Raw genomic sequence first — 24,420 nt, 5'->3', positions numbered from 1 at the left:
AGAGGTCAGCCCGTGAGGCTCCAGGACAGCGTGTGGTCGGTCGCGACGAACGCCGCGAGGACCGCCAGGTCGGCGACGCCGAGCCCGAGTCCGAGCAGCGCACGGCCACGGCGGGCGGTGCCGCGCATGAGGGCGAGGCCGGCGAGCACGATGGCGATGGGGCCGAGGAAGAGGTTGAGGACGAGTAGTCCGAGCAGCCCGAGGACGAACGAGGCGACGGCCATTCCGTCGGCGTCGCGCGCACCCGTGCGGGGCTGCTCCGCAGGGGCCGTCGCGGCCACGGCGTCGGTGTGGGTGCTGGTGCCGTTAGTGGTGTCAGCGGTGATGTTCATGGTGGTACCCCCTCTTGGTTCAGGCGTGCTCAGGCTGATGGATCAGTGCTGGTGGCGTCGCCGGGCGGTCCGCTCGCGCACGGCGAAGGCGACCAGCCAGACACCGATGACGGCGGCGGCGACGAGGGTGACGGGAAGAGGTGCGTGGGCCACGGAGCCCAGCGCGACGCCCAGTAGAAGCAGGGCGGCTACGAGGAACAGCATGAGTACCTCTCATGTCGGGTCGGTGACAGTTGGGATTACAACCGTTCACTGACTCCTGAGTCTAGCGCGCACACGGCTTCCGGATTACAGAGAACAAGTGTTAACTGCATGGCATGAGTCACACCCTCGGCATCCGGCAGGCCCAGAAGCAGAAGACCCGACAGGCGCTGCTCGACGCGGCGTTGGCGCTGCTCGAGGACCAGAGCCTGTCCAGCCTGGGGCTGCGCGAGGTCACCCGGGCCGTCGGGGTCGCGCCGACCGCGTTCTACCGCCACTTCGACTCGACGGCCGAGCTGGGCGTCGCGCTCGTCGAGGAGGCCCTCGGCAGCCTGCACGAGACGATCACCACGATGCTGACCACGACGGGCAGCAACGAGGAACGCCTGGGCCAGACAGTCGAGTTGATCGCCCGCCTGGTCCGCACGCACCCCTCCCACGTGCGTTTCATCGCCCGTGAGCGGCACGGCGGCGTCCAGCGCGTGCGGGACGCCATCGGCGGGCAGCTCGCGCGGTTCGCCGAGGAGGTGGCCGAGGGGCTGGCCGCGGACCCCGTGTCCGAAGGCTGGAGCCGCGACGACCTGCGGATGCTGGCATGGCACTACGTCGAGCACATGGTGATGACCGCGTCCGTCTTCCTGGAGACCCCGCCGGAGCGCATGGACGCGGCGATCGACGTCGCCACACGGCAGTTGCGCCTCGTCAACCTCGGCCGGGCGCACTGGCTGGACTGAACGCCGCCTGCCACAGGCCCCCACTCGACGGCGCCCTAGGTCGTGTCCGCAAAGTCCCGTCGTCCGCCAGGAGGGCGGGCCCTGCGGCGCCTGGTGCGTGCTCTCGGCGCGCCGGGTGCAAGCCCTCGTACTGGATGTACTTGGGCTTACGCCCGGTGCGGCGAGAGTGCGTGCCAGGCGTCGCGGGGCAGACGGGACTTCGTGGACACGACCTGGTCCCCGCGCCCCCCGGCCGGGACACGCCCTAGCCTGAAGGGCATGACCGCCGACTGGAATCCCGACCGCTCCTACGCCAGTTCGTCCGGTGACGTCGCCTGGGCAGCGCTCGGTCCGGCGGACGCGCCGCCGGTCGTCCTCGTCCACGGCACGCCCTTCTCCTCGTACGTCTGGCGCGGTCCCGCCCGCGCGCTCGCCGCCCGGCACCGCGTGTACGTGTGGGACCTGCCCGGGTACGGTGCCTCGGCCAAGTACGACGGGCAGGACGTCACCCTCGCCGCACAAGCCCGCGTCCTGACCGAGCTGCTCGGCCACTGGGGCCTGGACCGGCCCGGCGCCGAACCCGCCGTCGTCGCCCATGACTTCGGCGGCTGCGTCGCCCTGCGCGCCCGGCTGCTGCACGGCGCGCGCTACGAGCGGCTCGCGCTCGTCGACCCGGTGGCCCTCGCCCCGTGGGGCTCCCCCACGTACCGCCATCTCGGCGCCCACGCCGACGTGTTCGCCCAGCTCCCGCCGGCCCTGCACCAGGCGCTCGTGCGCGAGTACATCGGGTCGGCGAGCCACCGGGGCCTGCACCCGGACACCCTCGACCGGCTGGTCGCCCCCTGGTGCACACCCGAGGGGCAGCCCGCGTTCTACCGCCAGATCGAGCAGAACGACCAGCGCTTCACCGACGAGATCCAGGGCCGGTACGGGGAGTTGGACCTGCCCGCACTGATCTGCTGGGGCACGCAGGACACCTGGATCCCGGTCGCCCGCGGGCACGAGCTGGCCAAGCTGATCCCCGGCGCCGAGCTGCGGCTGATCGAGGGCGCGGGGCACCTCGTGCAGGAGGACGCCCCGGCCGAACTGACCGGTGCGCTGGGGGAGTTCCTGGGGGCGGACCGTACGCGCCGGTGATCGCGGCGGCGCAGTGGGCGAACACGGCCGATTCCGAGCCCCCGTGTACTCCCCTGACTCCTGCGTACTCCCATGGCCCCGTCAGACGAACCGGGGAAACAGCCTGAGCGCGTTGTCGCGTTCCACACCGTGGAGCTCGTCCTCGGTGAAGCCGTCGAAGCCGGTGAGGTTGTCGACGTTGCGTGCGACCGTGGGTTCCGGGGCCGCGGGCCAGTCGGTTCCGAAGAGGATGTGGTCCGCCGACGTCACCTCAAGCGTCGGCAGCAGGGAGTTGCGGCTTCCGGCGAGTGCCGTCTCGCAGCAGAGCCCGCGCGGCACCTCGGCGACGTGAGCGGGATCGATGTCCGCGTCGCCGAGGTGCTGCGTCCCATGACGGTGTGTTCGCCGATCCGCCACCCGAGGGTGGGCAGCGCTCCTCCGCAGTGCGCCTGGACCAGCCGTAGCCCGGGATGCCGCTGGAAGACGCCGGTGTACACGCGTTGGTGATGGTGCGCGCCGTGTCGAAGGGGAACTCGACGATCGAGCTCGGCCGGCCGAACCCGAGCGCGTCGTTGTACGGGCAGTCCTCCGGGTGGACGAAGACCGGCACTCCGCCGCGTGCGGCTCTACGCCGAAGGCGTGGCCGAAGTGATCCTCAACGGGCTTTCGCTGCCCGGCTGAACCGGCGGGCCGCCGGCGCCGGGCTCGGCCCACCCGGAACCGCCGCCCAGCCCCGCCCCGTTCAGCTCAGCTTCGCGCGTGCGAGCTGCCGGGACTGGGCCACCAGGCGGTCCTCGCTGTCCCAGACCTCGGCGTCCTCCTCCAGGAAACCGCCCGCGAGGTTGCGGGTGGTGATGGAGACGCGCAGCGGACCCGGGGCCGGGCGGCAGCGGACGTGGACGGTCAGTTCGACCGTCGGGACCCAGCCGGTCAGGCCCATCTCGAACGCGGTCGGCGGCAGCGCGTCCACCGCGAGGAGCAGGGAGAGCGGGTCCGCGTCACGCCCGTCCGCGAGGCCGAACCAGGCCCGCATCTCGCCCTTGCCGGAAGGCGAACCGATCGCCCAGCCGAGCGTGGCCGGGTCGAGCTTGAGAGCGAGCCGCTCGGTGATGGCGGAGCTGCCCTTGATCGGCGTGGGGCCGTCCTGTGCGCCGAAGCACTGCTCGACCGGCGGGAAGTGCGGGGGCTTCGCGGTGGTCCGGACGTCGTCCGGGAGCGCGTCGAGGTCGCCGTAGGAGGCGAGGACGCGGATCCGCTCGACCTCGGCGCCCTCGTCGTCGTACTGGAAGAGGGAGGCCTGGCCGGTGGAGAGGGTGCGGCCGGTGCGTACGACGTCGGTCCTGATCACGGCGGGGCCGGGACGGGACGCGGTCAGGTAGTGCGCGGAGATGGTGAACGGGTCGCTGTGCGGCAGCGCGTCACCGAGGGCGCGGCCGAGCACGGCCAGCAGATAGCCGCCGTTGACGGCGCTGATGATCGTCCAGCCGGCCGAGAGGTCGATGTCGTACACGCCGGGCTCGCGCCGGGTGACCGCGGTGTCGCGGTCGAACTCGCTGTCGCCGATGACCGCCTGCGCGGCGGACGATACCTGTGCCATGCAGGTACGGTACAACAGGAAACTACTAAGCGGTAGCTTTTGTTTCGAAGCACATAACAGCCCAGGTCAGGGCGTCTCCTCCGGCACCTCCGTCGCCGACGATCTGCGGTGCCAGGCCCGTGGCGCCCGCCAGTGATAGCGCATCGCGAGCAGCCGCAGCACGAACGCCGTGATGACCGCGGCGCCGCTGCTGAACGCGGACAGCACGTCGAAGCGGATGCACAGGACGATGATCGTCGACCCGACGATCGCCGGCACCGCGTACAGGTCGCGGTCCCAGCGGACCAGGGACGGGACCTCGTTGGCGATGATGTCGCGCAGCACACCGCCGCCCACGGCGGTCGTGAGGCCGAGTGCCGCGGAGGCCGTGAGCCCGAGGCCGTAGTCGTACGCCTTGACCGTGCCGGTGACGCAGAACAGGCCGAGGCCGGCCGCGTCGAAGATGTTCACCGCGACCTGGGTGCGCTCCACCTCGGGGTGCAGGAAGAACACGAGGCCCGCGGCGACCAGCGGGGTCAGGAAGTAGCCCAGGTCGGTGAACGCGGCCGGCGGGACGGCACCGATGATCACGTCGCGGAACAGCCCCCCGCCCAGCGCGGTGACCTCGGCGAGCACGGCGATGCCGAAGACATCGAAGTTCTTGCGGACCGCGAGGAGAGCACCGGAGATCGCGAAGACGAAGATCCCGATGAGGTCCAGCCAATGCTGGACGGAGGGGGTGAAGAGTTCCAGAAGCACCCGACATTGTTACGCACTGCCGGGTGCCCCCCGAGCCAGGTGTGACGCGTGGCCTACAGCGCGGGCTTGCCCTTCGTGTAGAGCCACGTCTGGAAGAGCCCGTCGAGGTCCTGCCCGGAGACCTTCTCGGCGAGACGGATGAAGTCGGCGGTCTGCGCGTTGCCGTAGCGGTGTGTGGAGGTCCAGGTGCGGAGGAGCTTGAAGAAGTCCTTGTCGCCGATCCGCTCGCGAAGGACCTGGAGCGTCATCGCGCCGCGGTTGTAGACGGCGCTGTTGAACATGGTGTCGCGCTGCGGGTCGGCGATGACGCTCTGCCAGAAGGACGAGGTGGCGGGGACGGAGTTGTACGCGGCGAGGAACGAGTCGTGGGCGCTGGTACGCCCCTTGTGCTCGTTCCACAGCCAGGGCCCGTAGCTCGCGAAGCCCTCGTTGAGCCAGATGTCCTTCCACTGCCGCACCGAGACGGAGTCGCCGAACCACTGGTGGGCCAGCTCGTGCACGATCGTGCCCTCGGAGCGGACGGCGGAGTAGCTCGGCTTGGACTGCGTCTCCAGGGAGAAGCCCGCCTGCGGCATGTCGTCGACGACCGCGCCGGTCTCCTCGAACGGGTAGGGGCCGAACACCTGCGACCAGTAGTCGGTGACCTCGGCGGTGACGCCGTACACGTCGACGTTGTTGCTGTTCTTCAGGACCGGGTCGATGGCGACGTAGATCGGGATGCCCGAGGGGGTCCGGCCGGTCTTGACGTCGAACTTCCCGATGGAGGCGGTCGCGAGGTAGGTCGCCATCGGCCGGGACTCGCGCCAGTGGTGCACGGTCTGCCCGCCCCGGACGTCGTACGTGTCGACGAGCCGGCCGTTGGAGACGCCGGTCAGGCCCTTGGGCGCCTTGATGCGGATGTCGTACGTCGCCTTGTCGGAGGGGTGGTCGCTGGAGGGGAACCAGGTGGAGGCGGCGTTGGGTTCGCAGGCGACGAAGACACCGTCGTCGGTCTTCATCCAGCCGTAGTCGGATCCGAAGACGATGGGGCCGTTGAGCGCCTCGGGGACACCGCCGTAGGTGACCGTGACGGAGAAGGTGCGGTGGTCGCGGATCGCGTCGCGTGGGGTGACGCGTATCTCGTCGCCGGAGCGCGTGAACTGGGCGCGTCTGCCGTTCACTTCGACGGATGTGACGGTCAGCTTCTGGAGGTCGAGGTCGAAGGAGGAGAGGTTCTGGGTGGCGCGCGCGGTGACGGTGGTGACGCCGTCGAGGCGGTCGGTCGCGGGGTCGTAGGCCACGTTCAGGTCGTAGTGGGTGGCGTCGAAGCCGCCGTTGCCGAGCTGCGGGAAGTACGGGTCACCGATGCCGTCCGAGCCGGGGGTGGGGGCCGGGGCCGCGGCGATCAGGCAGAACGAGGCGGCCGCTGTCACGACTGACGCCAGACGTGCCGAACGGGAGAGTGCCATGAGTCGTCCCTTCGCGCGTGTTCCGATGTGACGGACACGCAGACTCTGCACTCTCCCGTCAGGGCGTGTACATGACCTGCTCGGTCAAATCCCCGTTAACTGCCGGACGACTCCCGTGCGTCATCCGTCCCGTCCGCCTCACCGGCATCGTCCGACGGCTGTACGTCACCGTCGTCACCGGCGTCGGCGGACGCCTCAGGAGCCGTCTCGGAAGCCTCGGCAGCCGCCTCAGGAGCATCGGCAGTCACCTCAGCAGCCGGCTCAGGAGCATCGGCAGTCACCTCAGCAGCCGGCTCAGGAGCATCGGCAGACTCCGAAACCGACTCCTCGGCCGGCTCCTTCGTCAGCTCCTTCGGAGCCTCATCCGCCTCGGCCGGCGCCAGCGTCACCACCTCGATCGCCTCCTTGGCGACCGCGAGCAGCTTCGTGTCGTCCGGCGCCTGGTCCTCGGCGTTCTCCGGGTGGTGGCAGGCCACTTGACGTCCGGGAGCGAGCTGGAGCAGCGGCGGTTCGGCCGTCTTGCAGATCTCCGTCGCCTTCCAGCACCGCGTGTGGAAGCGGCAGCCGCTCGGCGGCGAGATCGGCGAGGGCACGTCGCCCTTGAGCAGGATCCGCTCGCTCTTGGCGCCCCGGCGCTTGGGGTCGGGGACGGGCACGGCCGACATCAGGGCCTTGGTGTACGGGTGCATCGGCGCCTCGTACAGCGAGGTGCGGTCGGCGAGTTCGACGATCTTGCCGAGGTACATCACCGCGATGCGGTCCGAGACATGGCGGACGACGGAGAGGTCGTGCGCGATGATCACGTACGTCAGGCCCAGCTCGGACTGCAGGTCGTCCATGAGGTTGACGACCTGCGCCTGGATCGACACGTCGAGCGCGGAGACCGGCTCGTCCGCCACGACCAGCTTCGGCTTGAGCGCGAGCGCGCGGGCGATGCCGATGCGCTGGCGCTGGCCGCCGGAGAACTCGTGCGGGTAGCGGTTGAAGTGCTCCGGGCTGAGGCCGACCAGCTCCAGGAGGCGCTGGACCTCCTTCTTCACCCCGCCCTCGGGCTCCACGCCCTGGAGCCGGAACGGCGCCGAGACGATCGAGCCGATGGTGTGCCGGGGGTTCAGGGAGCCGTACGGGTCCTGGAAGATCATCTGGATGTCCCGGCGCAGCGGGCGCATGCCCCGCGTGCCGAGGCGCGTGATGTCCTGGCCCTCGAACTCGATCCTGCCGCCGGTGGGTTCGATCAGCTTCGTGATGACCCGGCCCATGGTCGACTTGCCGCAGCCGGACTCGCCGACGACGCCCAGGGTCTCGCCCTTGCGGACCTCGAAGCCGATCCCGTCGACGGCCTTCACCGCGGCGACCTGCCGCTGGAGGATCCCCTTCTTGATCGGGAAGTGCTTGACCAGGCCCTCGACCTTGAGCAGCACCTCCCGGTCCTCGGGGGACGCCGCCTGCGCGGGGACCGTGGCCGTCCCGGTGGCCGCCGTGTCCCCTGCGGATGCCTTCTTCGTCTCGCTCACGGGCTCACTCACAGCTTCGGCGCAATCTCTTCGGTCCAGATCCGCGTGCGGTCCTCCGGGCTGAGGTGGCAGGCGGAGAAGTGGTCGCTGCCGACCTCGTGCAGCTCGGGCCGCTGGGTGCGGGTGATGCCGCCCTTGGGCAGGTCCGCGTACGGGCAGCGCGGGTGGAAGGCGCAGCCCGAGGGGACGTTGATGAGGGACGGCGGCTGGCCCTTGACGGGGATGAGCCGCTCGGTCTGCTCACGGTCGATGCGCGGCATCGATCCGAGCAGACCCCAGGTGTACGGGTGCTGCGGCTCGGCGAAGATCTTGTCGACGGGGCCGCGCTCGACGCAGCGTCCGCCGTACATGACCAGGACCTGGTCGGCGATCTCGGCGACGACACCCAGGTCGTGGGTGATGAGGACGACCGCGGACTCGAACTCCTTCTGCAGATCCCTGATCAGGTCGAGGATCTGCGCCTGGACAGTGACGTCGAGGGCGGTGGTGGGCTCGTCCGCGATGAGCAGCTGCGGGTTGTTCGCCAGCGACATCGCGATCATCGCGCGCTGGCGCATTCCGCCGGAGAACTCGTGCGGGTAGCTGTCGACGCGCTTGGCCGGCTCGGGGATGCCCACGCGGTCGAGCAGTTCGACGGCCCGCTGACGCGCGGCCTTCTTCGTCACGTCGTTGTGGACGCGGTACGCCTCCACGATCTGGTTGCCGACCGTGTAGTACGGGTGCATCGCGGACAGCGGATCCTGGAAGATCATCGCCATCTCGCGGCCGCGGAGCCGGCGCACGTCGTCCGGGGCGGCCCCGATCAGCTCCTTGCCCTCGAGCCAGATCTCACCGGACATCTGCACGTTCTTGCCGCGCGCGCCGAGCCGGTGCAGGCCCATGATCGCCAACGATGTCACGGACTTGCCGGACCCGGACTCGCCCACGATGGACAGGGTCTGGCCCTTCTCCAGCTTGAAGCTGAGCCCGTCGACGGACTTGACCAGACCGTCGTCGGTCGGGAAGTGCACCTTGAGGTCGCGCACTTCGAGGAAGGCCGTCGGGGGCTGTGCCGGGCCGGCGGCCACCGGCTCGCCCACGGCGGCACCGGTCTTGGACAGTTCGGTCACGAGAGCCTCACCCGCGGGTCGGCGGCGGCGTAGAGAAGGTCCACCAGGAGATTGCAGAAGACGACGAAGAACGCGGCGAGCAGCGTCACGCCGAGGACCTTGGGCAGGTCGTTGTCGGTGATGCCCTGGACGGCGTACTCACCGATGCCGTGCAGGGAGAACACGTTCTCGGTGATCACGGCGCCGCCGAGCAGCAGACCGACGTCCATACCGAACACGGTGATGATCGGGGTCAGCGCGGCACGCAGGCCGTGCCGGCCCACCACGGTGCGCTCGCGCAGACCCTTGGCGCGCGCGGTGCGGATGTAGTCCTCGTTCATCGTCTCCAGCATGCCCGCGCGGGTCAGGCGGGCGTAGATCGCTGAATACAGCAGAGCGAGTGAACACCAGGCTGGGAAGAGGGTGTTGGCCCACTGTGCCGGGTTTTCGGTGAGTGGTACGTAGGTACGGCCGAAGATCGGGATCTGGTAGGTGAAGACCAGGAGCGCCAGCTGGCCCGTGAAGAAGATCGGCAGCGAGACACCGGCGAGGGCGACACCCATGAACGCGCGGTCGAAGAACGATCCGGGCTTGAGCGCCGAGATCACACCCACCGTGACACCGGACAGCAGCCAGATGACCGCGGCGCCGGCGGCCAGGGACAGGGTGATGGGCAGCCGGTCGGTCAGCTCGGGCCACACCGCGACGTGGTTCTTGAAGGAGTAGCCGAAGCACGGCGCGTTGCAGTGGACCGTGGTGGGGCCGAGGTCGTAGGTGGACCCCGCGAAGATCCCCTTGATGAAGTGCCAGTACTGGAGATAAACGGGCTCGTCCAGGCCGAGGTTGTGCTTGACCGCCGCGATGTCCGCGGCCGAGGGACTCTTGCCGATGTACTGCTGCGCGAGCTGGTCGGCGGTCTGGCCGGCCATTCTCGGCAGCAGGAAAAAGATGCCAAACGTGACCGCGGTGACGACCAGCAACAGGATCACTGCCGCGATCAGCCGGCGGATGATGTACGAGATCACGGGGACCGGCGCTGGTGCCCGCGGACCGTGCGGCCCGCGGGCACCAATGCCTTCACCTGCCTTCCGGGGCTGCTACTTCTTCGTGGTGCCGATGTTGAGGTAGTCGTACTGCCCGCTGAAGGCGGCCGTGGACACCAGGTTGGTGGCGTACGGCGAGCGGTACAGCAGGACCTTGAAGTAGGTCAGCGGGACGAGCGCCGCGTCCTCCATGGCCTGCTTGTCGATCTGCGCGTACAGCTTGTTGCGGGTGGCCTCGTCGGGCGCCCCGATGGCCTCGGCGAGCAGCGAGTCGACCTTCTTGTCGTCGAGCTCCGACAGGGCGGTGTTGCCGGAGGCGCCGACCGCCTTGCTGTTCAGGATCTGCTGCAGGAAGCCGTAGCCGGAAGGCCAGTCGGCACCCCACTGCATCATCATGATGCCGACGTTGTTCTTCTGGTTGAACTTCGGGACACCGGCGTAGTCGGTGAAGTACTTGCCCGACGGGAACTGCTTCAGGCTGGCGTTGATGCCGACCTTCTTCAGCGACTCGATCAGCGCCTGCGCGCCGGAGACCTCTTCGTCACGGTCGCTGCGCGCCGTGATCGTCGTGTTGATCTTCTTCTCGCCGCAGGCCTTCAGGGCGTCCTTGGCCTTGGCCACGTCACCCTTGTTGCCGCTGGTGGCGTAGACGTCTTCCTTGGCGTAGCCCGTGATGTCCGGGGGCAGCACGGTCGTGGCGACGTCACCGCGGATGGGACCGCCCTGCGCGGTCTGCACCGAGACCTTGTCGATCGCGTACTCGACGGCCTTGCGGCAGTCGACGTTCGTGAACGGCTTCAGCTTGGTGTTGATCGCCGCGTAGACGAGACGGCCGCCGAAGGCGTTGTCCGTGTTCGCCATCTTCGACTTGTCGTTGACCAGCTGCGCCTGCGTCTGGGTGTCGACGCCCTTGCCCTGGAGGTCGATCAGGGTGTCGCCGGACTGCAGGTCCTTGTCGATCGTCTGCTGGTTGACCTTCAGGTTGACGACGATCTTGTTTGGGTACTGCTTGCGCAGCGGGTCGGACTTCGGGTCGAAGTTCTTGTTGCGGACCAGGACGGCCTGCTTGCCCTCCTGGTAGCTCTGGAACTGGTACGAGCCCGAGGACACGATGTGCTTGACGTAGTCGATGCCGTCGTCCTTGGCCTTCGGCACCGGCGCGGTCTGCGGGGTGGCGACCAGGTAGTCGAACTCCTGGAAGGCCCGGTCGAGATGGAAGACGATCGTGGTGTCGTCCGGCGTCTCGATGGACTTCAGGCCCTCGTCGCTCTTGTCCTTGTAGGGGCCCTTGTACTTGCTACCGCCCGCGAGGAACTGCTGGAAGTAGTTCGGGCCGAGGGAGAGCACGTCACGCGCGAAGTTCGAGCGCTCGACGGCGTACTTGACGTCCTTGGACGTGATCGGCGTGCCGTCCTGGTACTCAAGACCCTTGCGGATCGTGTACGTCCAGGTCTTGCCGCCGTCCGACGGCTTGCCGGGGGCCGAGGCGAGGTCGGGGACGAGCGTGTTGCCCTTCTCCCCCGCGTCGGGCTTGAACGTCATCAGCGGGCGGGCGTACAGCCGGCTGAAGTTGTACATGTACGCGTAGTACGTGTTGCCCGGGTCGAACGAGTCGGGGACGTCCGACATCGCGTAGGTGACCGTGCCGCCCTTCTTCGTCGAGGCGTTGACGAAATCCTTCGTGGCGGCGTTCGCACCGGCCGACTTGTTGTTGTCGCCCGAGCCGTCGTCGGCCTTGCTGCAGCCGGCGAGCAGCAGGCTCACGCTGCCGATGGCCGCGACCGCGGCGATAGATGACCTTCGCATGATGGTCGGAATCCCCTCCATTGTCGGAAACTTGTGGAGCTCTCGGTGCGGCCTAGTCAGCGGCTGCGCGGGTCGAGGGCGTCGCGGAGACCGTCACCGAGCAGGTTGAACGCGAGCACGGTGACGAAGATGGCGAGACCCGGAACGATCATGTACTGCGGATCGACCTGGAAGTAGTCGACGGCGTCCTTGAGCATGCCGCCCCAGGAGGCCTGCGGCGGCTGGATGCCGACGCCGAGGAAGCTGAGCGACGCCTCGAAGATGATGTTCGTCGGGATCAGCAGCGTCGAGTAGACGATGATCGGGCCGACCAGGTTGGGCATCAGTTCCCGGAACAGGATGTACGGGCCGCGTGCCCCCATACCGCGGGACGCGTCCACGAATTCCCGCTCGCGCAGCGCCAGTGTCTGGCCGCGCACGATCCGGCCCAGATACGGCCAGTTGAAGAATCCGATCACGAAGATCAGCACGGAGATGTGCAGCGGGAGCCCGTTCAGGCCGAACGCGCCGCCCTGCAGGGTCGCGGAGATCGAGATCGCGAACAGCAGCAGCGGGAACGCCAGGAACGTGTCCATCAAGCGGCTGATGATCGAGTCGACCCGGCCGCCGTAGTACCCGGCGACGACGCCGAGGACCGCTCCGATCACGTTCGACAGGACGGTCGCGCCGAAGGCGACGACGAGGGAGACCCACGAGCCTTCGAGGATGCGCGCCAGGATGTCGCGGCCGAACTTCGGTTCCACACCGAGGGGATGGTCACCGCTCATACCGCCCAGTCCGCCCTTGGGGAGCGAGGAGGTGGGGTCGATGAGGTCCTGGTGGAACGTGTTCGGGTCGAGGCCGAAGAGGTGCTGGAGGGGGCGCGCGCAGGCGGCGATGAGGATGAGCAGGACGACGATGACTCCGCCGGCGACGGCGACCTTGTCCTTCTTGAAGCGGTTCCAGGCGATACGCCCGAGGGAACGCCCCTCGATCTGCTGCCCCTTGGTGCCGGCGAGTACAGCCTCCGGCTGCACCTCGGCCTGGGCCCCAGTGGTCTCGATCGGTGCGGTCACGGTGTGGTTGACCCCTCTCGGCCGACTGTGGCCGGCCCACGCCCGCCGCGGTAGCGGCTTGATCCTGGTTCGCGCGCTGGACAGTCCGAGGGCATGGCCCCGTAGTTGACCGTTCAGCTCGTACACAGAGTCGAAACCCCGTGTCTGCAGGGAGTCTTCAATGCGCTCGTGACCAGCCGCCAGACTTCCCAGCGAAAGGTTGCGCAACCGTGATGAGGCGGCAGGCGTGCATTATGCGGACGTGGGAACCGGCTGAGCGGACAATTCGCTCCCGTCACCCGCCGCTCCCGCCGGTCCGGAATGTAACGCCGTGACCGATGTGGCGAGAATGCCCCGCGCGATGCGCCAACTGCCAAGAAAACGGGGCGCAATGGCGCTTTGTCCCGCAAGCGGCGGCGCGGGCGGGCCGGGCAGCAGGACGCGGATGTCGAAGGCCGCGTCCCGGGGGCGGAAGTGGAGCCGGGCGTCCGTGAAGTCGAGCCAGCTCCCCATGAGGGGGAACCACGCCTTGAAGACACTCTCCTTGGCGGAGAAGAGGAGGGTGTCCCAGTGGATCCCGGGATGCGTGCGCGCGAGACGGGCCAGTGCCGCGCGCTCGACCGGGTCGGCGACCAGGTCCAGGACGCCCGCCGGCAACGACTCGTGCGGTTCCGCGTCGATACCCAGGGAGAGCAGCCGCGTACGGGGCGCGACGGCGGCCGCGCGGTAGCCGGGGCAGTGGGTCATGCTCCCCACCACCCCCTCCGGCCAGCGCGGCGCCCGGTCCGCGCCCGGCACCAGCGGCAGCGCACGGATCCCGAGGGCGCCGAGGGCCCGGCGGGCGCAGTGGCGCACCTCGCCGAACTCCCGGCGCCGCGGCGCGGCCGCGCCCGCGACGTACGCGCGCTCCTCGGGGAACAGGACGGCGCCCGCCGCCTGGCCGAACGCGCCCGCCACCGCGACGAAAGGGGGCACGGTGCCCCGCACGGGCCCGTCGTCCCAGGTCATGACCAGGGCAGTCGCGCGGCCGCCGCGTCATCGGTGACCAGGGCGTGGATCGCGGCGAGCAGGCCCTCGACGAGGCGGACCGGCAGCTCCTCGCCGAAGCGGTGCACGTCCGCGGTGACGTGCAGGCTCAGCCCGCCGCCCTCGGGGTCGTCGAGCGCCTCGATCCGCACGGGCAGGCTCGTGTGGTCGCGCATGTCCTCGTCGGCGGCCAGGAGGCCGGCGGCGAGGAGTTCGTCGCGCGGGTGGAAGTGGACGTAGTTGAAGGTCACTTCGAACGGGTTGCGGCCGAGCAGCCGGCGCAGTTCCGAGTGCGGGAAGCGGCGGTGCGGCAGCAGGGCGTTCTCGGCGTCGAGGGCGCGGCGGGCCGCGGTGCGCCAGTCGGCGCCGCGCAGGTCGAGGCGCATGGGCAGCTGGTTGAGGAAGAGACCGAGGGTGACGTCCGCGCCCGTGCGCTCCGGCCGCCCGTTGAGGAGGAGGCCGACGGCCGGGGTCTCGGTCTCCCAGGCGGCGCCCACCGCCACGCAGTTGGCTGCGAGCAGCAGGCTCTTGACCGGCAGCCCCCATCGCGCGGACAGCTCGCCCAGGCGACGGGCGTCCTCGGCGGGCACATCGGCGCTCGCCTTGCGGTGCTCGGGCTCCGCCGACGACGCCTCCCGCTGCGGGGGCAGCTCCTCCTGAAGGTCGCGGAAGTGCCGTACGGACTGCTCGTCGCGCAGCGCCTCGCGCTCCAGGCGCACGAACTCCGCGTACGGGACGGGGTCGGCGAACTCGGGCCGGGTGCCGTCGAGGAGGGCCGCGTAGGCGACGACCAGCTCGTTGAAGAAGACCGACTCGCTCCAGCCGTCCAGGATCGCGTGGTGGAAGGAGTAGGAGAGCCGGAACGCGCCGGACTCCGACGACACCGCCGCCGCGTGGACGCGCAGCAGCGGGGCGCTCTCCGCGTCGTAGGGCTCGGCGAGCTCCGCCATCACCCGCTCGTACGCCTCCGTGGCCGCCGCCCCGGTCAGTTCCCGCCGGTCCTCGGTGACCAGCGGGATCGGCGCCTCCTTCTGCACGAGCTGCATCGGCTCGCTGAAGGTGCCCAGGTCGAAGCGGGTACGCAGGAGGGGGTGCCGGGCGGACAGCAGGTCGAGGGCCGCGCGCAGGACCGCCGGATCGAGCGGGCGCAGGACCGTGCGGGAGATGACGTCGAGGTAGAAGGCGCCGTCGCTCACCAGGCTCTCGTAGATCAGGCCGAGCTGGAGCCTGGCCGCCGGGTACGCGTCCTCGGCGTCGGCGGGCACGCGGGCCCGGTCCAGGACGGAGAGCTGGTCGAGGGCGCCGTGGGCCGGGCGGTCCGTGGCCCGGGTCAGGGACCGGCACGCGCCGCGCGGCGTCGGGTTCTTGAACAGGTCGAGGAGGGACAGGGAAAGGCCCTGCTCCTGAGCGGCGCCGATGACCTTCAGGGCCAGGAGCGAGTCCCCGCCGAGGGAGAAGAAGTCGTCGTCGGGACCGACCTCGCCGACGCCGAGGATCTCCTTCCAGATGTCCGCGAGCAGGGCCTCGGGCGCCACGGCCGTCGTGCTGTCGTTCACGGGTTTCTCCATTCGCTGTGCTGGGGCGTGGTCACAGGGCGCCCAGTTCCGCGCCGGTGACTTCGGTGGTCGTGGGGCGGGTGTCCGGGGTGCCGTCGGCGTCCGGGGTGTGGTCGGTGTTCGGGGTGTGGTCGGCGGCCGGGCTGTCGTCGTCGCCTTCGAACGCGAAGCGGTAGCGCAGCGTCGACTCGATGTCCTTGGCGAGCACCGCGAGTTCGCTCAGGTCGCGGGCCTCCCCCATCACGATGTCGAGCTCCAGGGTCTGCACCCCGCCGGGGAACCGGGTGCCGGGCCTGGCGTAGGGGCGGTGCAGGGTGACGCCCGGGATCCGTTTGACCTCGTCGGTGCCCTCGATGCCGAGGAGGGTGCCGGGGCGGCGGGGTGCCGGGTGGAAGAGCTGGAAGCAGGCACGGCCGGCGTAGAGATCCGGCAGCGGCGGGTGCTCGCCGAGGGCGGTACGGCCGGCGAGTTCGATGAGGTCGAGGCCCTGGGAGCGGACGGACAGCTCGTTGATCCCGCCTCCCAGCCGGCCGTTGACCTCGATGAGCCGGGGCCCGTCGGGGGTCAGTTTGATCTCGGTGTGGGTGAGACCCGTACGGATCCCCAGCGCCTCGACGGAGCGCCGCGCCAGGTCCCGAGCCTGCTCCTCCTCGGCCGGCTCCAGCGGGGAGGGCCAGAAGCGGCCGGTCTCCCGGAAGGGCGGCACCATCGGGAACTTGCCGGTCACGGCGATGTCGACGACGGTGCCCTCGCGTACGACGCTCTCGACCGACACGTAGTCGCCGAACGCTCCCGTGTCCCTGCCCGGCAGGTACTCCTCGAGGACCAGGGTGCCGCCGGCGACGAGTCCGGGCCGGTCCTCGGCGAGGAGGGTGCGGGCGAGCGCGAGGCCCGCCGCGGCGTCCTCCACGAAGAACGTGTTGCGGCTGCCGCCGCCGTGCGCGGGTTTGAGGACGGCGGGCAGGCCCGTCTCGGCGACCGCGTCCGCCCAGTCCTCGACGGCGTCGATCCGGCGGCACCGCACCGCGTCGACCCCGGCCGCCCGCAGCGCATCCCGCTGCTGCCACTTGTCGGTCAGCAGGCCGACGGTGCGCCGGTCGTGGAACGGCAGCCCGAGCGCCTCGGCCAGCTCGCCCGTGTACGCCAGGGCCCGCTCGCTGTAGGTGACGACGCCCTCGGGCTCGTACGTCCGCACCTTCGCGGCGGCCTGAGCCGGGGACTCGGCCGTCACGACGGGCCCGAACCCGGCGAGCAGCGGCTCCATGGACCGGGTGTGGTCGTCGGGGGCGGTGACGAAGACGCAGCGGGCCCAGTCGGCGAGGCCCACGGCGATGTCGCCGGGGTGGGCCGCGCCGTCCGCGTACACCACGATGAGGGTCTTGCGCATCATGCCTCCTGTCCGTGGGGCGGTCCGGCCGCCGGTACCCGGTCGGCGGCGGGGCGCAGGCAGTCCCTGACCGTCCGGCAGAAGTCGGCGGTGCGGTCCCGGTAGTAGAAGTGGCCGCCGGGCAGCAGCCGGCCGGTGAACGCGCCGGTCGTCCAGGTCTGCCAGGCGTCCAGGTAGTCGCGGGCCACCCAGGGGTCGTCGGCTCCCCCGGTGGCGAGCAGCGGGCACGCCACCGGTCTGCGGGGGCCGGGGTCGTAGCGGGCCAGGAGGAGGTAGTCGGCGCGCAGGACCGGGATCATCAGGTCGACGATGTCGGCGAGGGCGCTCTCACCGATGTCGGCGTTGCCGCCCGTGGCCAGCTCCGTCAGCCAGTCGTCCCGGGTCATGGCGAGGACGGCGGCCGGGTCGAGGCGCTGGAGGTCCGGGGGCCTGGCCGCCGAGACGGCGAGGAGTTCGAGGTCGCGGCCCGCCGCTTCGAGGCGGTGCGCGATCTCGTACGAGAGGACGCCACCCAGGCTGTGGCCGGCCAGGACCAGCGGCCCCTCGGTGTGGGCGTCGATCTCGCGGGCGGCCTGGGCGGCGAGTTCCGTCAGACGTTCGGCGGGCGGCTCGCCGGCCCTGGGGCCGCGGCCGGGGTACTGGAGCGCGAGCGCGCTCTCGCCCTCGGCCAGGAGCTCGGGCAGCCATTCCGCGAGGGCGTAGGCGCTGCCGCCGCCGAAGGGCGCGAGGACGAACGTGCGCGCCGGGGACGGCGCGTCCTCCCCGAACTGCCAGAGGGATGGGGTGAGTTGACGGCGCTTCATGTCGCCTCGCCCGGGGTGCGGCGCGGCCTGATGTCGGTCCGGTCGAGGGCGATGCGTTCCAGGCAGGCTTCCTCGGAGCCGCGGAAGCCGGTGGGGTGCCAGCCCTCGGGCGCGGGCCGGTCGGCCGGCCAGAGGGAGTGGGATCCCTCGTCGTTGACCACGATGGCGTGGGTCATGGGGCGGTCACCCTTCCTTCTCCTTGTCGCACATGTCGTACCTGGCCGTGCCTGCACCTGGCAGTGCCTGGCAGCACCTGTCGGACGGTCACAGCTCGACGACGGCCGGGGCGGCCGGTGCCGGCGTCGTGTCCGGCGCGCCGGTGCCGTCGAGTTCCGCGGCGAGCGCCGCGATCGTCGCGTGCGCGTAGAGCTGGGCGATGACGAGCTTCGGGTGGTGCTTGCGCAGGCGCGCGAAGACGGTGAGCGCCTTGAAGGAGTCGCCGCCGATCTCCAGGAACCGCTCGTGGCGGCCGATCGGGTCGCGGCCCAGCGCCTGTGCCCAGATGCCCGCTATCAGCTGCTCGGTGCCGGGGCGTGGCGGCTCCACGGGGGCGGCGCCCTCCGTGGCGGGGGCGGCCGCCACCGCGGCGCGCAGCGCGGCGAAGTCGGCCTTGCCGTTGAGGTTCACGGGGATGGCGGGCACCACGTGGAGCCGGCTGGGGACGAGAGCGGCGGACAGCGTGGCGCGCAGCTCCCGGGTCAGCTCGCGCGGCTCCGCCTCGCCCACGAGATAGGCGACGAGTTCCAACGGGGCTTCCGGCGTGGGCCGTTCGCCCGTGACGACGGCCTGCCGGACGCCGGGCAGGGCGAGCAGCGCGGTCTCCACCTCGCCGGGCTCGACGCGGTTGCCCCTGACCTTGAGCTGCCGGTCGGCGCGCCCCAGGTAGTCGAGGACGCCGCCGGGCTCCCTGACGACGAGGTCGTCGGTGCAGTAGAAGACGCCTTCCTCGGGCCCGTCCAGCGCCACGAACTTGGCCGCGGTGAGCTCGGGCTCGCCCAGGTACCCGGCCGCCGCGCAGGCACCGCCGAGGTACAGGATCCCCGGGGTGCCGTCCGGCACGGGGCGGCCGTCCTCGCCGACCACCCGGGCGCGGACCCCGGCGAGCGGGGTACCCACGGGGACGCGGGCGCGCCCGCCGTCGGCGAGCTGCACGCGGTGCGTGGTGGCGAGGATGGTGGCCTCGGAGGGCCCGTAGCCGTTGTGGACCTCCAGGTCGGGCCGTACGCGCAGGACCGCTTCCGCGAGCCGCGGCGGGAACGCCTCCCCCGCGACCACGAGCACCCGCTCGGGCAGCAGCGACGCGAGGTCCCCCTCGGCCGCGAGGGCCTCCAGCTGCGACGGCGTGTAGGTGAGGCAGTCCGCGGGGTGCGCCTTGAGGTCGGCGGCGAGCGCGGCCGGGTCGAGCGTCGTGTCGCGCGGATACACGTCGAGGCGGGCGCCCGACAGGAGCGCCCCGTACACGGACACCTTGCCGAGGTCGGCGGCGAACGTCGTGGCGAGGCCGAAGCTGTCGAGGGCGTCGGGGGTGACCCGCTCCCAGAACGCGTCGCTGTAGTTCAGGAGGGCGCTGTGCTGGACGACGACCGCCTTCGGCGTGCCGGTCGAGCCCGAGGTGCACACCAGGTAGGCGACGTCTGCGGGGTCCAGGTCCGGGTCGACCTCGTACGGGGCGCCCTGCGCCGCCTCGGGGACGGTGCGGGCGGGCCGGGCGCCCTGCCCGTGCGGGCCCAGGACGCGGGGCGCGTTGCGTTCGTCGGTGAGGACGGCGCGGGCTCCGGTCGTCGCGAGGAGCGTGGCGACGCGCGGGTCGGGGTCGGTGGCCTCCAGGTGGACGTAGGCGGCGCCGACGGCCCAGGCGCCGAGGACGGCGGCCATGCAGCGGGGCGAGCGGTCCATCAGCGTGGCCACGACGTCGCCCCGTCCGATGCCCTGTTCCCGCAGCCAGTTGGCCACGCCGCCCGCCGACCTGGCCAACTCCTCGTAGCTGTGGGTCACTTCGCCCTGGCGAAGCGCGGGGCGCGCCCCGGAGCGGGCCGCGACGGCGCGGAACCGGTGGGCCGCCGTGCCGGACGGTGTCCGCGGTGCGGTCTCGGGCGCCATGGTGAGTTCCTCCCTGAGTATGTCGGCGGTCATGACCGGCCTCCCGAGATGCCGGCCTCGATCATCCGCGCGAGGCCGTCCACGGTCTCGGTGGCGAGGTAGGCGCGCAGGTTCAGCCGTACGCCGAACGCGTCCTCGACGGCGGTGAGCAGGCGCAGCGCGGCGAGGCTGCTCCAGTTGTCCAGCTCGTCGAACCGGGAGGCACCGGTGAGGGTGCCGGCGGGGGCGTCGGTGACGTCCGAGATGACGCGCACCAGTTCAGCAGTGTGGGTGTCGGTCGTGGTCGGGTCGGTCATCGCGTGCGTCATCCTTCGGTGCGGGCCGGGGCGTGGCCGGCGGGGACGGGGCGTTCGTCGCGTACGCAGATCCATGCGGGGGCGAGCGCCGGGGCGGGGTCGAGCGGGAGTACGTGGCGGACGGTGCCGTCGGCCGCGGGCGCGTCCCGCGGGGTGAATCCGGCGTCGGCGAGGAAGCGGGCGGCGGGGCCGTTGCGTCCGCTGTCGCGGAAGTCGGCCTCGATCCGGGTGGCCCCGGCGGCGCGGGCCGCGTCGGCGACTACGGCGAGGACCGCGAACTCGATGCCGCGGGAGAAGACCCGGCAGCTCATCACCGCGTTCTGGACGGTCCAGTGGTCGGGGTGCCGGGCGATCCAGAGGGCGCCGACGACCCCCTCGTCGCCGAACCGGTCGCGGACGGCGAAGCCGAGCACCTCGTGGTCGTCGGACCGGGCCATGCGCCGCGTCTCCGCTTCGGCGTGTGCGCTTCCCGTGAGGTTGAACTGGTTGGTGCGGCCGCCCAGTTGGATGACTCGCGGCAGCAGATAGGCGTCGGCCGCGCGGACCGTGACCTCCAGTCCGAGGCCCTCCAGATAGTCGGCGGGCGAGGCCTGGCCCTGGCGCTCGGTCCACTCCTGGCGCTCCACCCTGGCGCGGTAGAGGTCGGTGCGCCGGGCGTCGGTGACGGTGGTGTCCAGGACGTCGAAGTGGCCGGCGGACAGCAGGGTGTTGACGTGCTGCGCGGGGTCACCGGCCGCCTGGACGACTTCGACCTGGGGCAGCGTGCTGCGCACGAGGTCGCATTCGAAGGGCGAGTCGTCGAGGAAGACCATGCTGTCGAGGCCGATGTTGAGCTCGTCGGCGATGGCCCTGATGCTGCCGTCCTTGGCGTCCCAGTTCGCGTGCACGGAGACGAAGTCCTCGCGGCGCAGGACGAGTTCGGGGTGTTCGGCCAGGACGCGCGTCACCAGGGCGGGGTCGTTCTTGCTGGCGACCGCGAGCAGGACGCCCTGGCGGCGCAGGGCGAGGGCGGTGCGCTGCAGGGCCGCGTAGGCGTTGCCGGGGTACATCGGTCCGATCTCGATGTTCTCCGGACCGTCGTCGCCGAGCACCCCTCCCCACAGCGTGTTGTCGAGGTCGAGGACCAGGCACTTCTTGCCGAGTCCGGCCAGCGCGCACCCGTATCCGGCGGCCTCGCGGGCGTACAGCAGCTCCACGGCCGGGGCCCACGCCATGCTCGCGAAGCGGAAGAGCCGTTCGTCGCGCAGGGGCGAGGGGCAGTCGGCGAGGAGGGTCTCCAGGTCGAGCGCGTCGACGGACGCGGTGCCCTCGGCGCACGCGAGGAGGCGCAGGTTCAGCTCGCGCCACAGCCTGCCGATCCTGGCCCGGGACCGGTGGGAGGTGACCGTGCGCGGCCAGGCGGACGGGAGCGGGACGGTGTGCAGGAGGACACTGCCGGTGGTCCGCCCGGCGAAGGCGGTGACGGCGGCGGTGTACCGATCCGCCCGCTCGCCGACGGCGGCCGTGAGGCCCGCGAGGTCCGTGGGGTCCCAGTCCCGCGGCAGGAAGACGTCCTCGTGGGTGAGGCACAGCGTGAGGTCGGGGGCGAAGTCGTCGAGCGCCGATCCGGGGCGGCCCAGGGCCATCAACTGCTGGTCGGGGGCGGTGAGATGGAATTCGGGGGCGATGCCGGCGGCGAGCAGGCCGACCCGCAGCAGCGGCACCACGTTGTCGGCCGTGAAGGAGGGGACGACGGCGACGCGCAGGGGGCGCGGGGTGCGGCCCGGCGGCAGCACGAGCCGGGGGTCGAGCGTGGCGAGGTGCCGTCCCGCCTCGCGGACAAGGGTGACGTCCTGGCAGCGGGCCAGCTCGGCGAGGAGGGCGGGGTCGGGGGCCGCTTCGGGTCCGGCTAGGCGCCGCACCCGCTGGAGCAGGTCGTCCACAGCCATCGTTTCCTTCCGGGTCGGTGGATCGGGTCGGTATCAGGTCGGCGGGGGTGCGCTCCGGGGGTCAGACACGCAGCAGGGTGCAGGTCCAGTGCATGCCGCTGCCCATGCTCAGGAGGGCGACCGTGTCACCGGTGACGAGCTCTCCGGCGGCCAGCAGCCGGTCCAGGCTGAGGAGTTGGTCGGCGGGGCCGAAGTGGCCGTACTCCATGGCGACATCGGCGTTGGTGCGGTCGAGGGGGATGCCGAGTTCCTTGGCGAGTTCCTCGAAGGCCTTGTGGTTGTCGTGCAGGTAGAGGACGCGTTCCACGGACCCGACGGGCGTCCCGGTGCGCGCGCAGACCCGTTCGAGGACCTCGCGGTTGCGCGTGTTCACGAGGGTGGCGAACGCGTACGTGGCCCTGCCGTCGCCCTCGAAGAAGGTGTCCATGCGGTCCATGACGCTCGCCACGGCCGGGCTCTCGGAACTCCCCGGCGTGAAGGGACGCGCCGCGCCCCCGGTCTCCATGCGCATGAAGTCGGCGTACCGGCCGTCGGTGAGGGTCTCGGTGGCCAGCCAGGAGCAGGCGTCGTGCCCGCGGCGCAGCACGACGGCCGCCGCGCCGTCCGAGGTCAGGGACGTCCCGCTGCCGGTGCGGTCCCAGTACGGCTCCGCCACCCGGCTCGCGGCGACGACGAGGGCCGTGCGGTGGTCGGGGTGGGTGGCGAACCGGCCGGCCACCGTGTCGAACGCGGTGACCCCGCCGCCGCACGCCTGGCTCAGGAGCACGGCCTCCGCGCGGTGCGCGCCGAGCCGCCCCTGGAGGGCCGCGGCGGCGTCCCAGTACAGGTACTCGGCGATGTCGGGGATGGCGAGGACGACCAGGTCGACCTCGTCGGCGGCCACGGCGGCCCGGCGCAGCGCGGCAGCCGCGGCGCGGGCCGCCAGGTCGGTGAGGCCCACGCCGTCGTCGGCGCGGTGGAAGCGGCGGTAGCCCCACGTCCTGAGCTTGCGGGCGTCCGCGCCCTCGTGGGCCACCAGGTCGTCCACGGTGACCGGGGCGCCCAGTGCGTGGCCCGCGGCCACGATCCCAAATGACATCCGTCGTTCCTCCCGGGAGGCGGACCGGGGCCTGCCCGAAGGCTCTGCTCGGGCGGCCCCGGTCCGGTGTGCTCGGTGAACTGCCGTACGTACGGCGGGTGTTACTGGCTCCTACTGCGACGCCGCCGCGCCGTTGACGTCGGACGTGTCGACGGCGAACCGGCCGATCGCCCAGGCCATCGAGCGGCCGTTCTGGTCGAAGATCGTCTTGTTGACGTTGGCGAGCGAGTCGCAGGCCTGGTGGTAGCAGGGGTCGAGCATCTCGCCGGCCGTCCCGCCGAACAGGTCGGCCCACTCCTGCGACTTCACGGTGTCCGAACCGGCGTTGACGCCGCCCGCGGCGATACCGGCCGCGATGAACGGGGAGTGGTCGGAGCGGCCGTCCAGGATGAGCGGCACGGTCGGCAGGTGACGGCCCGCGAAGTAGCCGTTGACGAGCTTGGAGATCTGCTCCGAGCCGGCCGGGGCGGGTCCGGTCGCGGTCTGGCCGTTGTAGACCTGGCGGGCGAAGTTCGGCGAGCCGATCATCTCCAGGTTCAGGTACAGCGCGGTCTGCTCACGCTGCTCGGGCGTCAGCTGGTCGACGTAGAACTGCGAGCCGGACAGGCCCTTCTCCTCCGCGGACCACCAGGCGAACCGCACCCGGTTCTTGACCTGGCCCCGGTGCGGGGCGAGCTTGAGCGCGGTCTCCAGGACCATCGCGGCGGCGGCCCCGTTGTCGTTCGCGCCCGCCGTGGTGTCCACGGTGTCGAGGTGCGCGCCCATGACCACGGTGTTGTCGGCCCGCCCGGTCGGGGTGTCGGCCAGCAGGTTGTAGGTCTTGGTCATCTTGTTGTTGCCGCGCAGGTCGAGGCTGAGCGAGACGGGGCCCTTGGCGGCGTCGGCGCGCAGCGCCTCGGACTCGGCGCGCGACAGGGTGCCGGTGGGGATCCTGGCGTCGGTCGGCGGGACCATCCGGTAGCGCAGATTGAGGTCCGGATTGGGCGAGTTGACGTTCATGAGCATGGCCGAAGCGCCCAGCTCCGAGAGGACCAGCTGCTTCTGCGTGATGAAGCAGTCGGTGCCCACGTCGACCAGGACGATCTTGCCCTTGACGTCGGTGCCCGCGTAGTCGTCGGCGCTGCAGCCGGTGCTCTTGCCTGACGGCTGCGCGAGGTCGGCCGTCAGGCCGCCGTCCGGCGTGGACACGGAGAACCGGGCGATGGTCGGGTGCAGGGTCCTGGCCTCGGGCGCCACGACGGAGCCCTGCTCGGCCAGGATGTCGTAGTCGAGGAACTCGAACTCCTGCTTCTTGACCTTGTATCCGGCCTTCGTGAGCTCGCGCGTGATGTAGGCGGCGCTCGCATCGTAGCCGGGGGTCCCCGAGACGCGGGTGCCGCCGTTGTCGAGGGTCGCCTTGTCGATCGCTTCGAGGTGACGCCAGGCGCCCTGCCCGGTGACCTGGTCGGCCATCTTCCGGGCGAGGACGTCCGCGGGCATGCCGTAGGCGTCCGCCGCGTGCGCGGGGCCGTTCACCCCGAGGGGCAGCAGGGCCGCGCCGAGGGCGAGGGCGGCCAGGGGCCTGAGCCGGAAGAATCTCTTCCGGGGTGTCGCGGTCATGGGATCGCTACTCCTAG

Annotated in this window: 23 protein-coding genes; 2 read left to right on the top strand and 21 right to left on the bottom strand. The window is 71.1% G+C overall.

Going from position 1 to position 24,420, the window contains the following annotated elements; translation table 11 throughout:
* Window positions 1-5: 5 nt before the first annotated feature.
* Window positions 6-281: a DUF4190 domain-containing protein gene (locus ACIPWY_RS23190; protein WP_362904900.1), complete on the bottom strand. Its 276-nt coding sequence runs from the start codon at window positions 279-281 to the stop codon at window positions 6-8.
* A gap of 93 nt (window positions 282-374) precedes the next feature.
* The gene (locus ACIPWY_RS23185) at window positions 375-536 is read right to left on the bottom strand and encodes a hypothetical protein (protein WP_401534748.1); all 162 of its coding nucleotides are present in this window, start codon (window positions 534-536) and stop codon (window positions 375-377) included.
* Between the two features lie 113 nt (window positions 537-649).
* On the opposite strand from ACIPWY_RS23185, the gene ACIPWY_RS23180 reads away from it, so the two are divergent.
* Window positions 650-1,267 carry a TetR family transcriptional regulator gene (locus ACIPWY_RS23180; protein ID WP_362904602.1) on the top strand — a complete coding sequence of 206 codons (618 nt, stop codon included), beginning with the start codon at window positions 650-652 and terminating at the stop codon, window positions 1,265-1,267.
* Window positions 1,268-1,525: 258 nt separating this feature from the next.
* Window positions 1,526-2,383, top strand: a complete 858-nt coding sequence (locus ACIPWY_RS23175; protein ID WP_362904600.1) for an alpha/beta fold hydrolase — start codon at window positions 1,526-1,528, stop codon at window positions 2,381-2,383.
* A gap of 81 nt (window positions 2,384-2,464) precedes the next feature.
* On the opposite strand, the gene ACIPWY_RS23170 is transcribed toward ACIPWY_RS23175, so the two are convergent.
* The 19 genes from ACIPWY_RS23170 to ACIPWY_RS23080 all read right to left on the bottom strand — a co-directional run bounded on the left by ACIPWY_RS23170 (window position 2,465) and on the right by ACIPWY_RS23080 (window position 24,403).
* Complete coding sequence (locus tag ACIPWY_RS23170) at window positions 2,465-2,779, bottom strand: amidohydrolase family protein (RefSeq protein ID WP_362904598.1); 315 nt, start codon at window positions 2,777-2,779, stop codon at window positions 2,465-2,467.
* A gap of 325 nt (window positions 2,780-3,104) precedes the next feature.
* Window positions 3,105-3,959: a thioesterase family protein gene (locus tag ACIPWY_RS23165; protein ID WP_326773998.1), complete on the bottom strand. Its 855-nt coding sequence runs from the start codon at window positions 3,957-3,959 to the stop codon at window positions 3,105-3,107.
* 66 nt (window positions 3,960-4,025) lie between these two features.
* Window positions 4,026-4,697: a trimeric intracellular cation channel family protein gene (locus ACIPWY_RS23160; RefSeq protein WP_100598287.1), complete on the bottom strand. Its 672-nt coding sequence runs from the start codon at window positions 4,695-4,697 to the stop codon at window positions 4,026-4,028.
* A gap of 53 nt (window positions 4,698-4,750) precedes the next feature.
* Entirely contained in the window at window positions 4,751-6,145 is a 1,395-nt protein-coding gene (locus ACIPWY_RS23155) for a M1 family metallopeptidase (protein ID WP_362904595.1), read from the bottom strand.
* A gap of 95 nt (window positions 6,146-6,240) precedes the next feature.
* On the bottom strand, window positions 6,241-7,659 hold the full coding sequence (locus ACIPWY_RS23150) for an ABC transporter ATP-binding protein (protein ID WP_401534740.1): 1,419 nt from the start codon (window positions 7,657-7,659) through the stop codon (window positions 6,241-6,243).
* An 8-nt stretch (window positions 7,660-7,667) separates the two neighbouring features.
* Window positions 7,668-8,768 carry an ABC transporter ATP-binding protein gene (locus ACIPWY_RS23145; protein WP_362904593.1) on the bottom strand — a complete coding sequence of 367 codons (1,101 nt, stop codon included), beginning with the start codon at window positions 8,766-8,768 and terminating at the stop codon, window positions 7,668-7,670.
* Window positions 8,765-9,772 carry an ABC transporter permease gene (locus ACIPWY_RS23140; RefSeq protein ID WP_362904591.1) on the bottom strand — a complete coding sequence of 336 codons (1,008 nt, stop codon included), beginning with the start codon at window positions 9,770-9,772 and terminating at the stop codon, window positions 8,765-8,767. The genes ACIPWY_RS23145 and ACIPWY_RS23140 overlap by 4 nt, the downstream gene beginning before the upstream one ends.
* 72 nt (window positions 9,773-9,844) lie before the next feature.
* On the bottom strand, window positions 9,845-11,617 hold the full coding sequence (locus ACIPWY_RS23135) for an ABC transporter substrate-binding protein (protein ID WP_393704161.1): 1,773 nt from the start codon (window positions 11,615-11,617) through the stop codon (window positions 9,845-9,847).
* A 35-nt stretch (window positions 11,618-11,652) separates the two neighbouring features.
* On the bottom strand, window positions 11,653-12,651 hold the full coding sequence (locus ACIPWY_RS23130) for an ABC transporter permease (RefSeq protein WP_362904587.1): 999 nt from the start codon (window positions 12,649-12,651) through the stop codon (window positions 11,653-11,655).
* Between the two features lie 231 nt (window positions 12,652-12,882).
* A complete protein-coding gene (locus ACIPWY_RS23125; protein ID WP_401534734.1) occupies window positions 12,883-13,638 on the bottom strand; it encodes a 4'-phosphopantetheinyl transferase in 756 nt (251 codons plus the stop codon).
* A complete protein-coding gene (locus ACIPWY_RS23120) occupies window positions 13,635-15,212 on the bottom strand; it encodes a condensation domain-containing protein (protein ID WP_401534731.1) in 1,578 nt (525 codons plus the stop codon). The genes ACIPWY_RS23125 and ACIPWY_RS23120 overlap by 4 nt, the downstream gene beginning before the upstream one ends.
* Window positions 15,213-15,243: 31 nt before the next feature.
* On the bottom strand, window positions 15,244-16,602 hold the full coding sequence (locus tag ACIPWY_RS23115) for an ATP-grasp domain-containing protein (RefSeq protein ID WP_401534728.1): 1,359 nt from the start codon (window positions 16,600-16,602) through the stop codon (window positions 15,244-15,246).
* Window positions 16,599-17,402: an alpha/beta fold hydrolase gene (locus ACIPWY_RS23110; protein WP_362904579.1), complete on the bottom strand. Its 804-nt coding sequence runs from the start codon at window positions 17,400-17,402 to the stop codon at window positions 16,599-16,601. The genes ACIPWY_RS23115 and ACIPWY_RS23110 overlap by 4 nt, the downstream gene beginning before the upstream one ends.
* Window positions 17,399-17,578 carry an MbtH family NRPS accessory protein gene (locus tag ACIPWY_RS23105; RefSeq protein WP_362904577.1) on the bottom strand — a complete coding sequence of 60 codons (180 nt, stop codon included), beginning with the start codon at window positions 17,576-17,578 and terminating at the stop codon, window positions 17,399-17,401. The genes ACIPWY_RS23110 and ACIPWY_RS23105 overlap by 4 nt, the downstream gene beginning before the upstream one ends.
* Window positions 17,579-17,666: 88 nt before the next feature.
* Complete coding sequence (locus ACIPWY_RS23100) at window positions 17,667-19,535, bottom strand: non-ribosomal peptide synthetase (protein ID WP_393704155.1); 1,869 nt, start codon at window positions 19,533-19,535, stop codon at window positions 17,667-17,669.
* Window positions 19,532-19,798, bottom strand: coding sequence for an acyl carrier protein (locus ACIPWY_RS23095; RefSeq protein WP_362904573.1), 267 nt, complete (start codon window positions 19,796-19,798; stop codon window positions 19,532-19,534). The genes ACIPWY_RS23100 and ACIPWY_RS23095 overlap by 4 nt, the downstream gene beginning before the upstream one ends.
* Before the next feature lie 8 nt (window positions 19,799-19,806).
* Window positions 19,807-21,726, bottom strand: coding sequence for an HAD-IIIC family phosphatase (locus ACIPWY_RS23090; RefSeq protein ID WP_393704153.1), 1,920 nt, complete (start codon window positions 21,724-21,726; stop codon window positions 19,807-19,809).
* Window positions 21,727-21,787: 61 nt separating this feature from the next.
* Complete coding sequence (locus ACIPWY_RS23085) at window positions 21,788-22,804, bottom strand: 3-oxoacyl-ACP synthase III family protein (protein ID WP_393704151.1); 1,017 nt, start codon at window positions 22,802-22,804, stop codon at window positions 21,788-21,790.
* A gap of 111 nt (window positions 22,805-22,915) precedes the next feature.
* Window positions 22,916-24,403 (bottom strand): M28 family peptidase, encoded by a 1,488-nt coding sequence (locus ACIPWY_RS23080; protein WP_393704149.1) that lies wholly within the window; start codon window positions 24,401-24,403, stop codon window positions 22,916-22,918.
* Window positions 24,404-24,420 lie beyond the last annotated feature (17 nt).

This window comes from Streptomyces sp. NPDC090032 (genome assembly GCF_044748025.1).
GTDB lineage: Bacteria > Actinomycetota > Actinomycetes > Streptomycetales > Streptomycetaceae > Streptomyces.
This window is presented reverse-complemented; position numbering and strand designations above follow the sequence as displayed.

Excerpts from the sequence above, each read along its gene's own strand:
- ACIPWY_RS23125 (WP_401534734.1), bottom strand. The coding sequence starts at position 13,638 with ATGACCTGGGACGACGGGCCCGTGCGGGGCACCGTGCCCCCTTTCGTC.
- ACIPWY_RS23110 (WP_362904579.1), bottom strand. The coding sequence starts at position 17,402 with ATGAAGCGCCGTCAACTCACCCCATCCCTCTGGCAGTTCGGGGAGGAC.
- ACIPWY_RS23105 (WP_362904577.1), bottom strand. The coding sequence starts at position 17,578 with ATGACCCACGCCATCGTGGTCAACGACGAGGGATCCCACTCCCTCTGG.
- ACIPWY_RS23155 (WP_362904595.1), bottom strand. The coding sequence starts at position 6,145 with ATGGCACTCTCCCGTTCGGCACGTCTGGCGTCAGTCGTGACAGCGGCC.
- ACIPWY_RS23180 (WP_362904602.1), top strand. The coding sequence starts at position 650 with ATGAGTCACACCCTCGGCATCCGGCAGGCCCAGAAGCAGAAGACCCGA.
- ACIPWY_RS23135 (WP_393704161.1), bottom strand. The coding sequence starts at position 11,617 with ATGGAGGGGATTCCGACCATCATGCGAAGGTCATCTATCGCCGCGGTC.
- ACIPWY_RS23080 (WP_393704149.1), bottom strand. The coding sequence starts at position 24,403 with ATGACCGCGACACCCCGGAAGAGATTCTTCCGGCTCAGGCCCCTGGCC.
- ACIPWY_RS23175 (WP_362904600.1), top strand. The coding sequence starts at position 1,526 with ATGACCGCCGACTGGAATCCCGACCGCTCCTACGCCAGTTCGTCCGGT.
- ACIPWY_RS23085 (WP_393704151.1), bottom strand. The coding sequence starts at position 22,804 with ATGTCATTTGGGATCGTGGCCGCGGGCCACGCACTGGGCGCCCCGGTC.
- ACIPWY_RS23185 (WP_401534748.1), bottom strand. The coding sequence starts at position 536 with ATGCTGTTCCTCGTAGCCGCCCTGCTTCTACTGGGCGTCGCGCTGGGC.
- ACIPWY_RS23090 (WP_393704153.1), bottom strand. The coding sequence starts at position 21,726 with ATGGCTGTGGACGACCTGCTCCAGCGGGTGCGGCGCCTAGCCGGACCC.
- ACIPWY_RS23165 (WP_326773998.1), bottom strand. The coding sequence starts at position 3,959 with ATGGCACAGGTATCGTCCGCCGCGCAGGCGGTCATCGGCGACAGCGAG.
- ACIPWY_RS23115 (WP_401534728.1), bottom strand. The coding sequence starts at position 16,602 with ATGATGCGCAAGACCCTCATCGTGGTGTACGCGGACGGCGCGGCCCAC.
- ACIPWY_RS23095 (WP_362904573.1), bottom strand. The coding sequence starts at position 19,798 with ATGACCGACCCGACCACGACCGACACCCACACTGCTGAACTGGTGCGC.
- ACIPWY_RS23100 (WP_393704155.1), bottom strand. The coding sequence starts at position 19,535 with ATGACCGCCGACATACTCAGGGAGGAACTCACCATGGCGCCCGAGACC.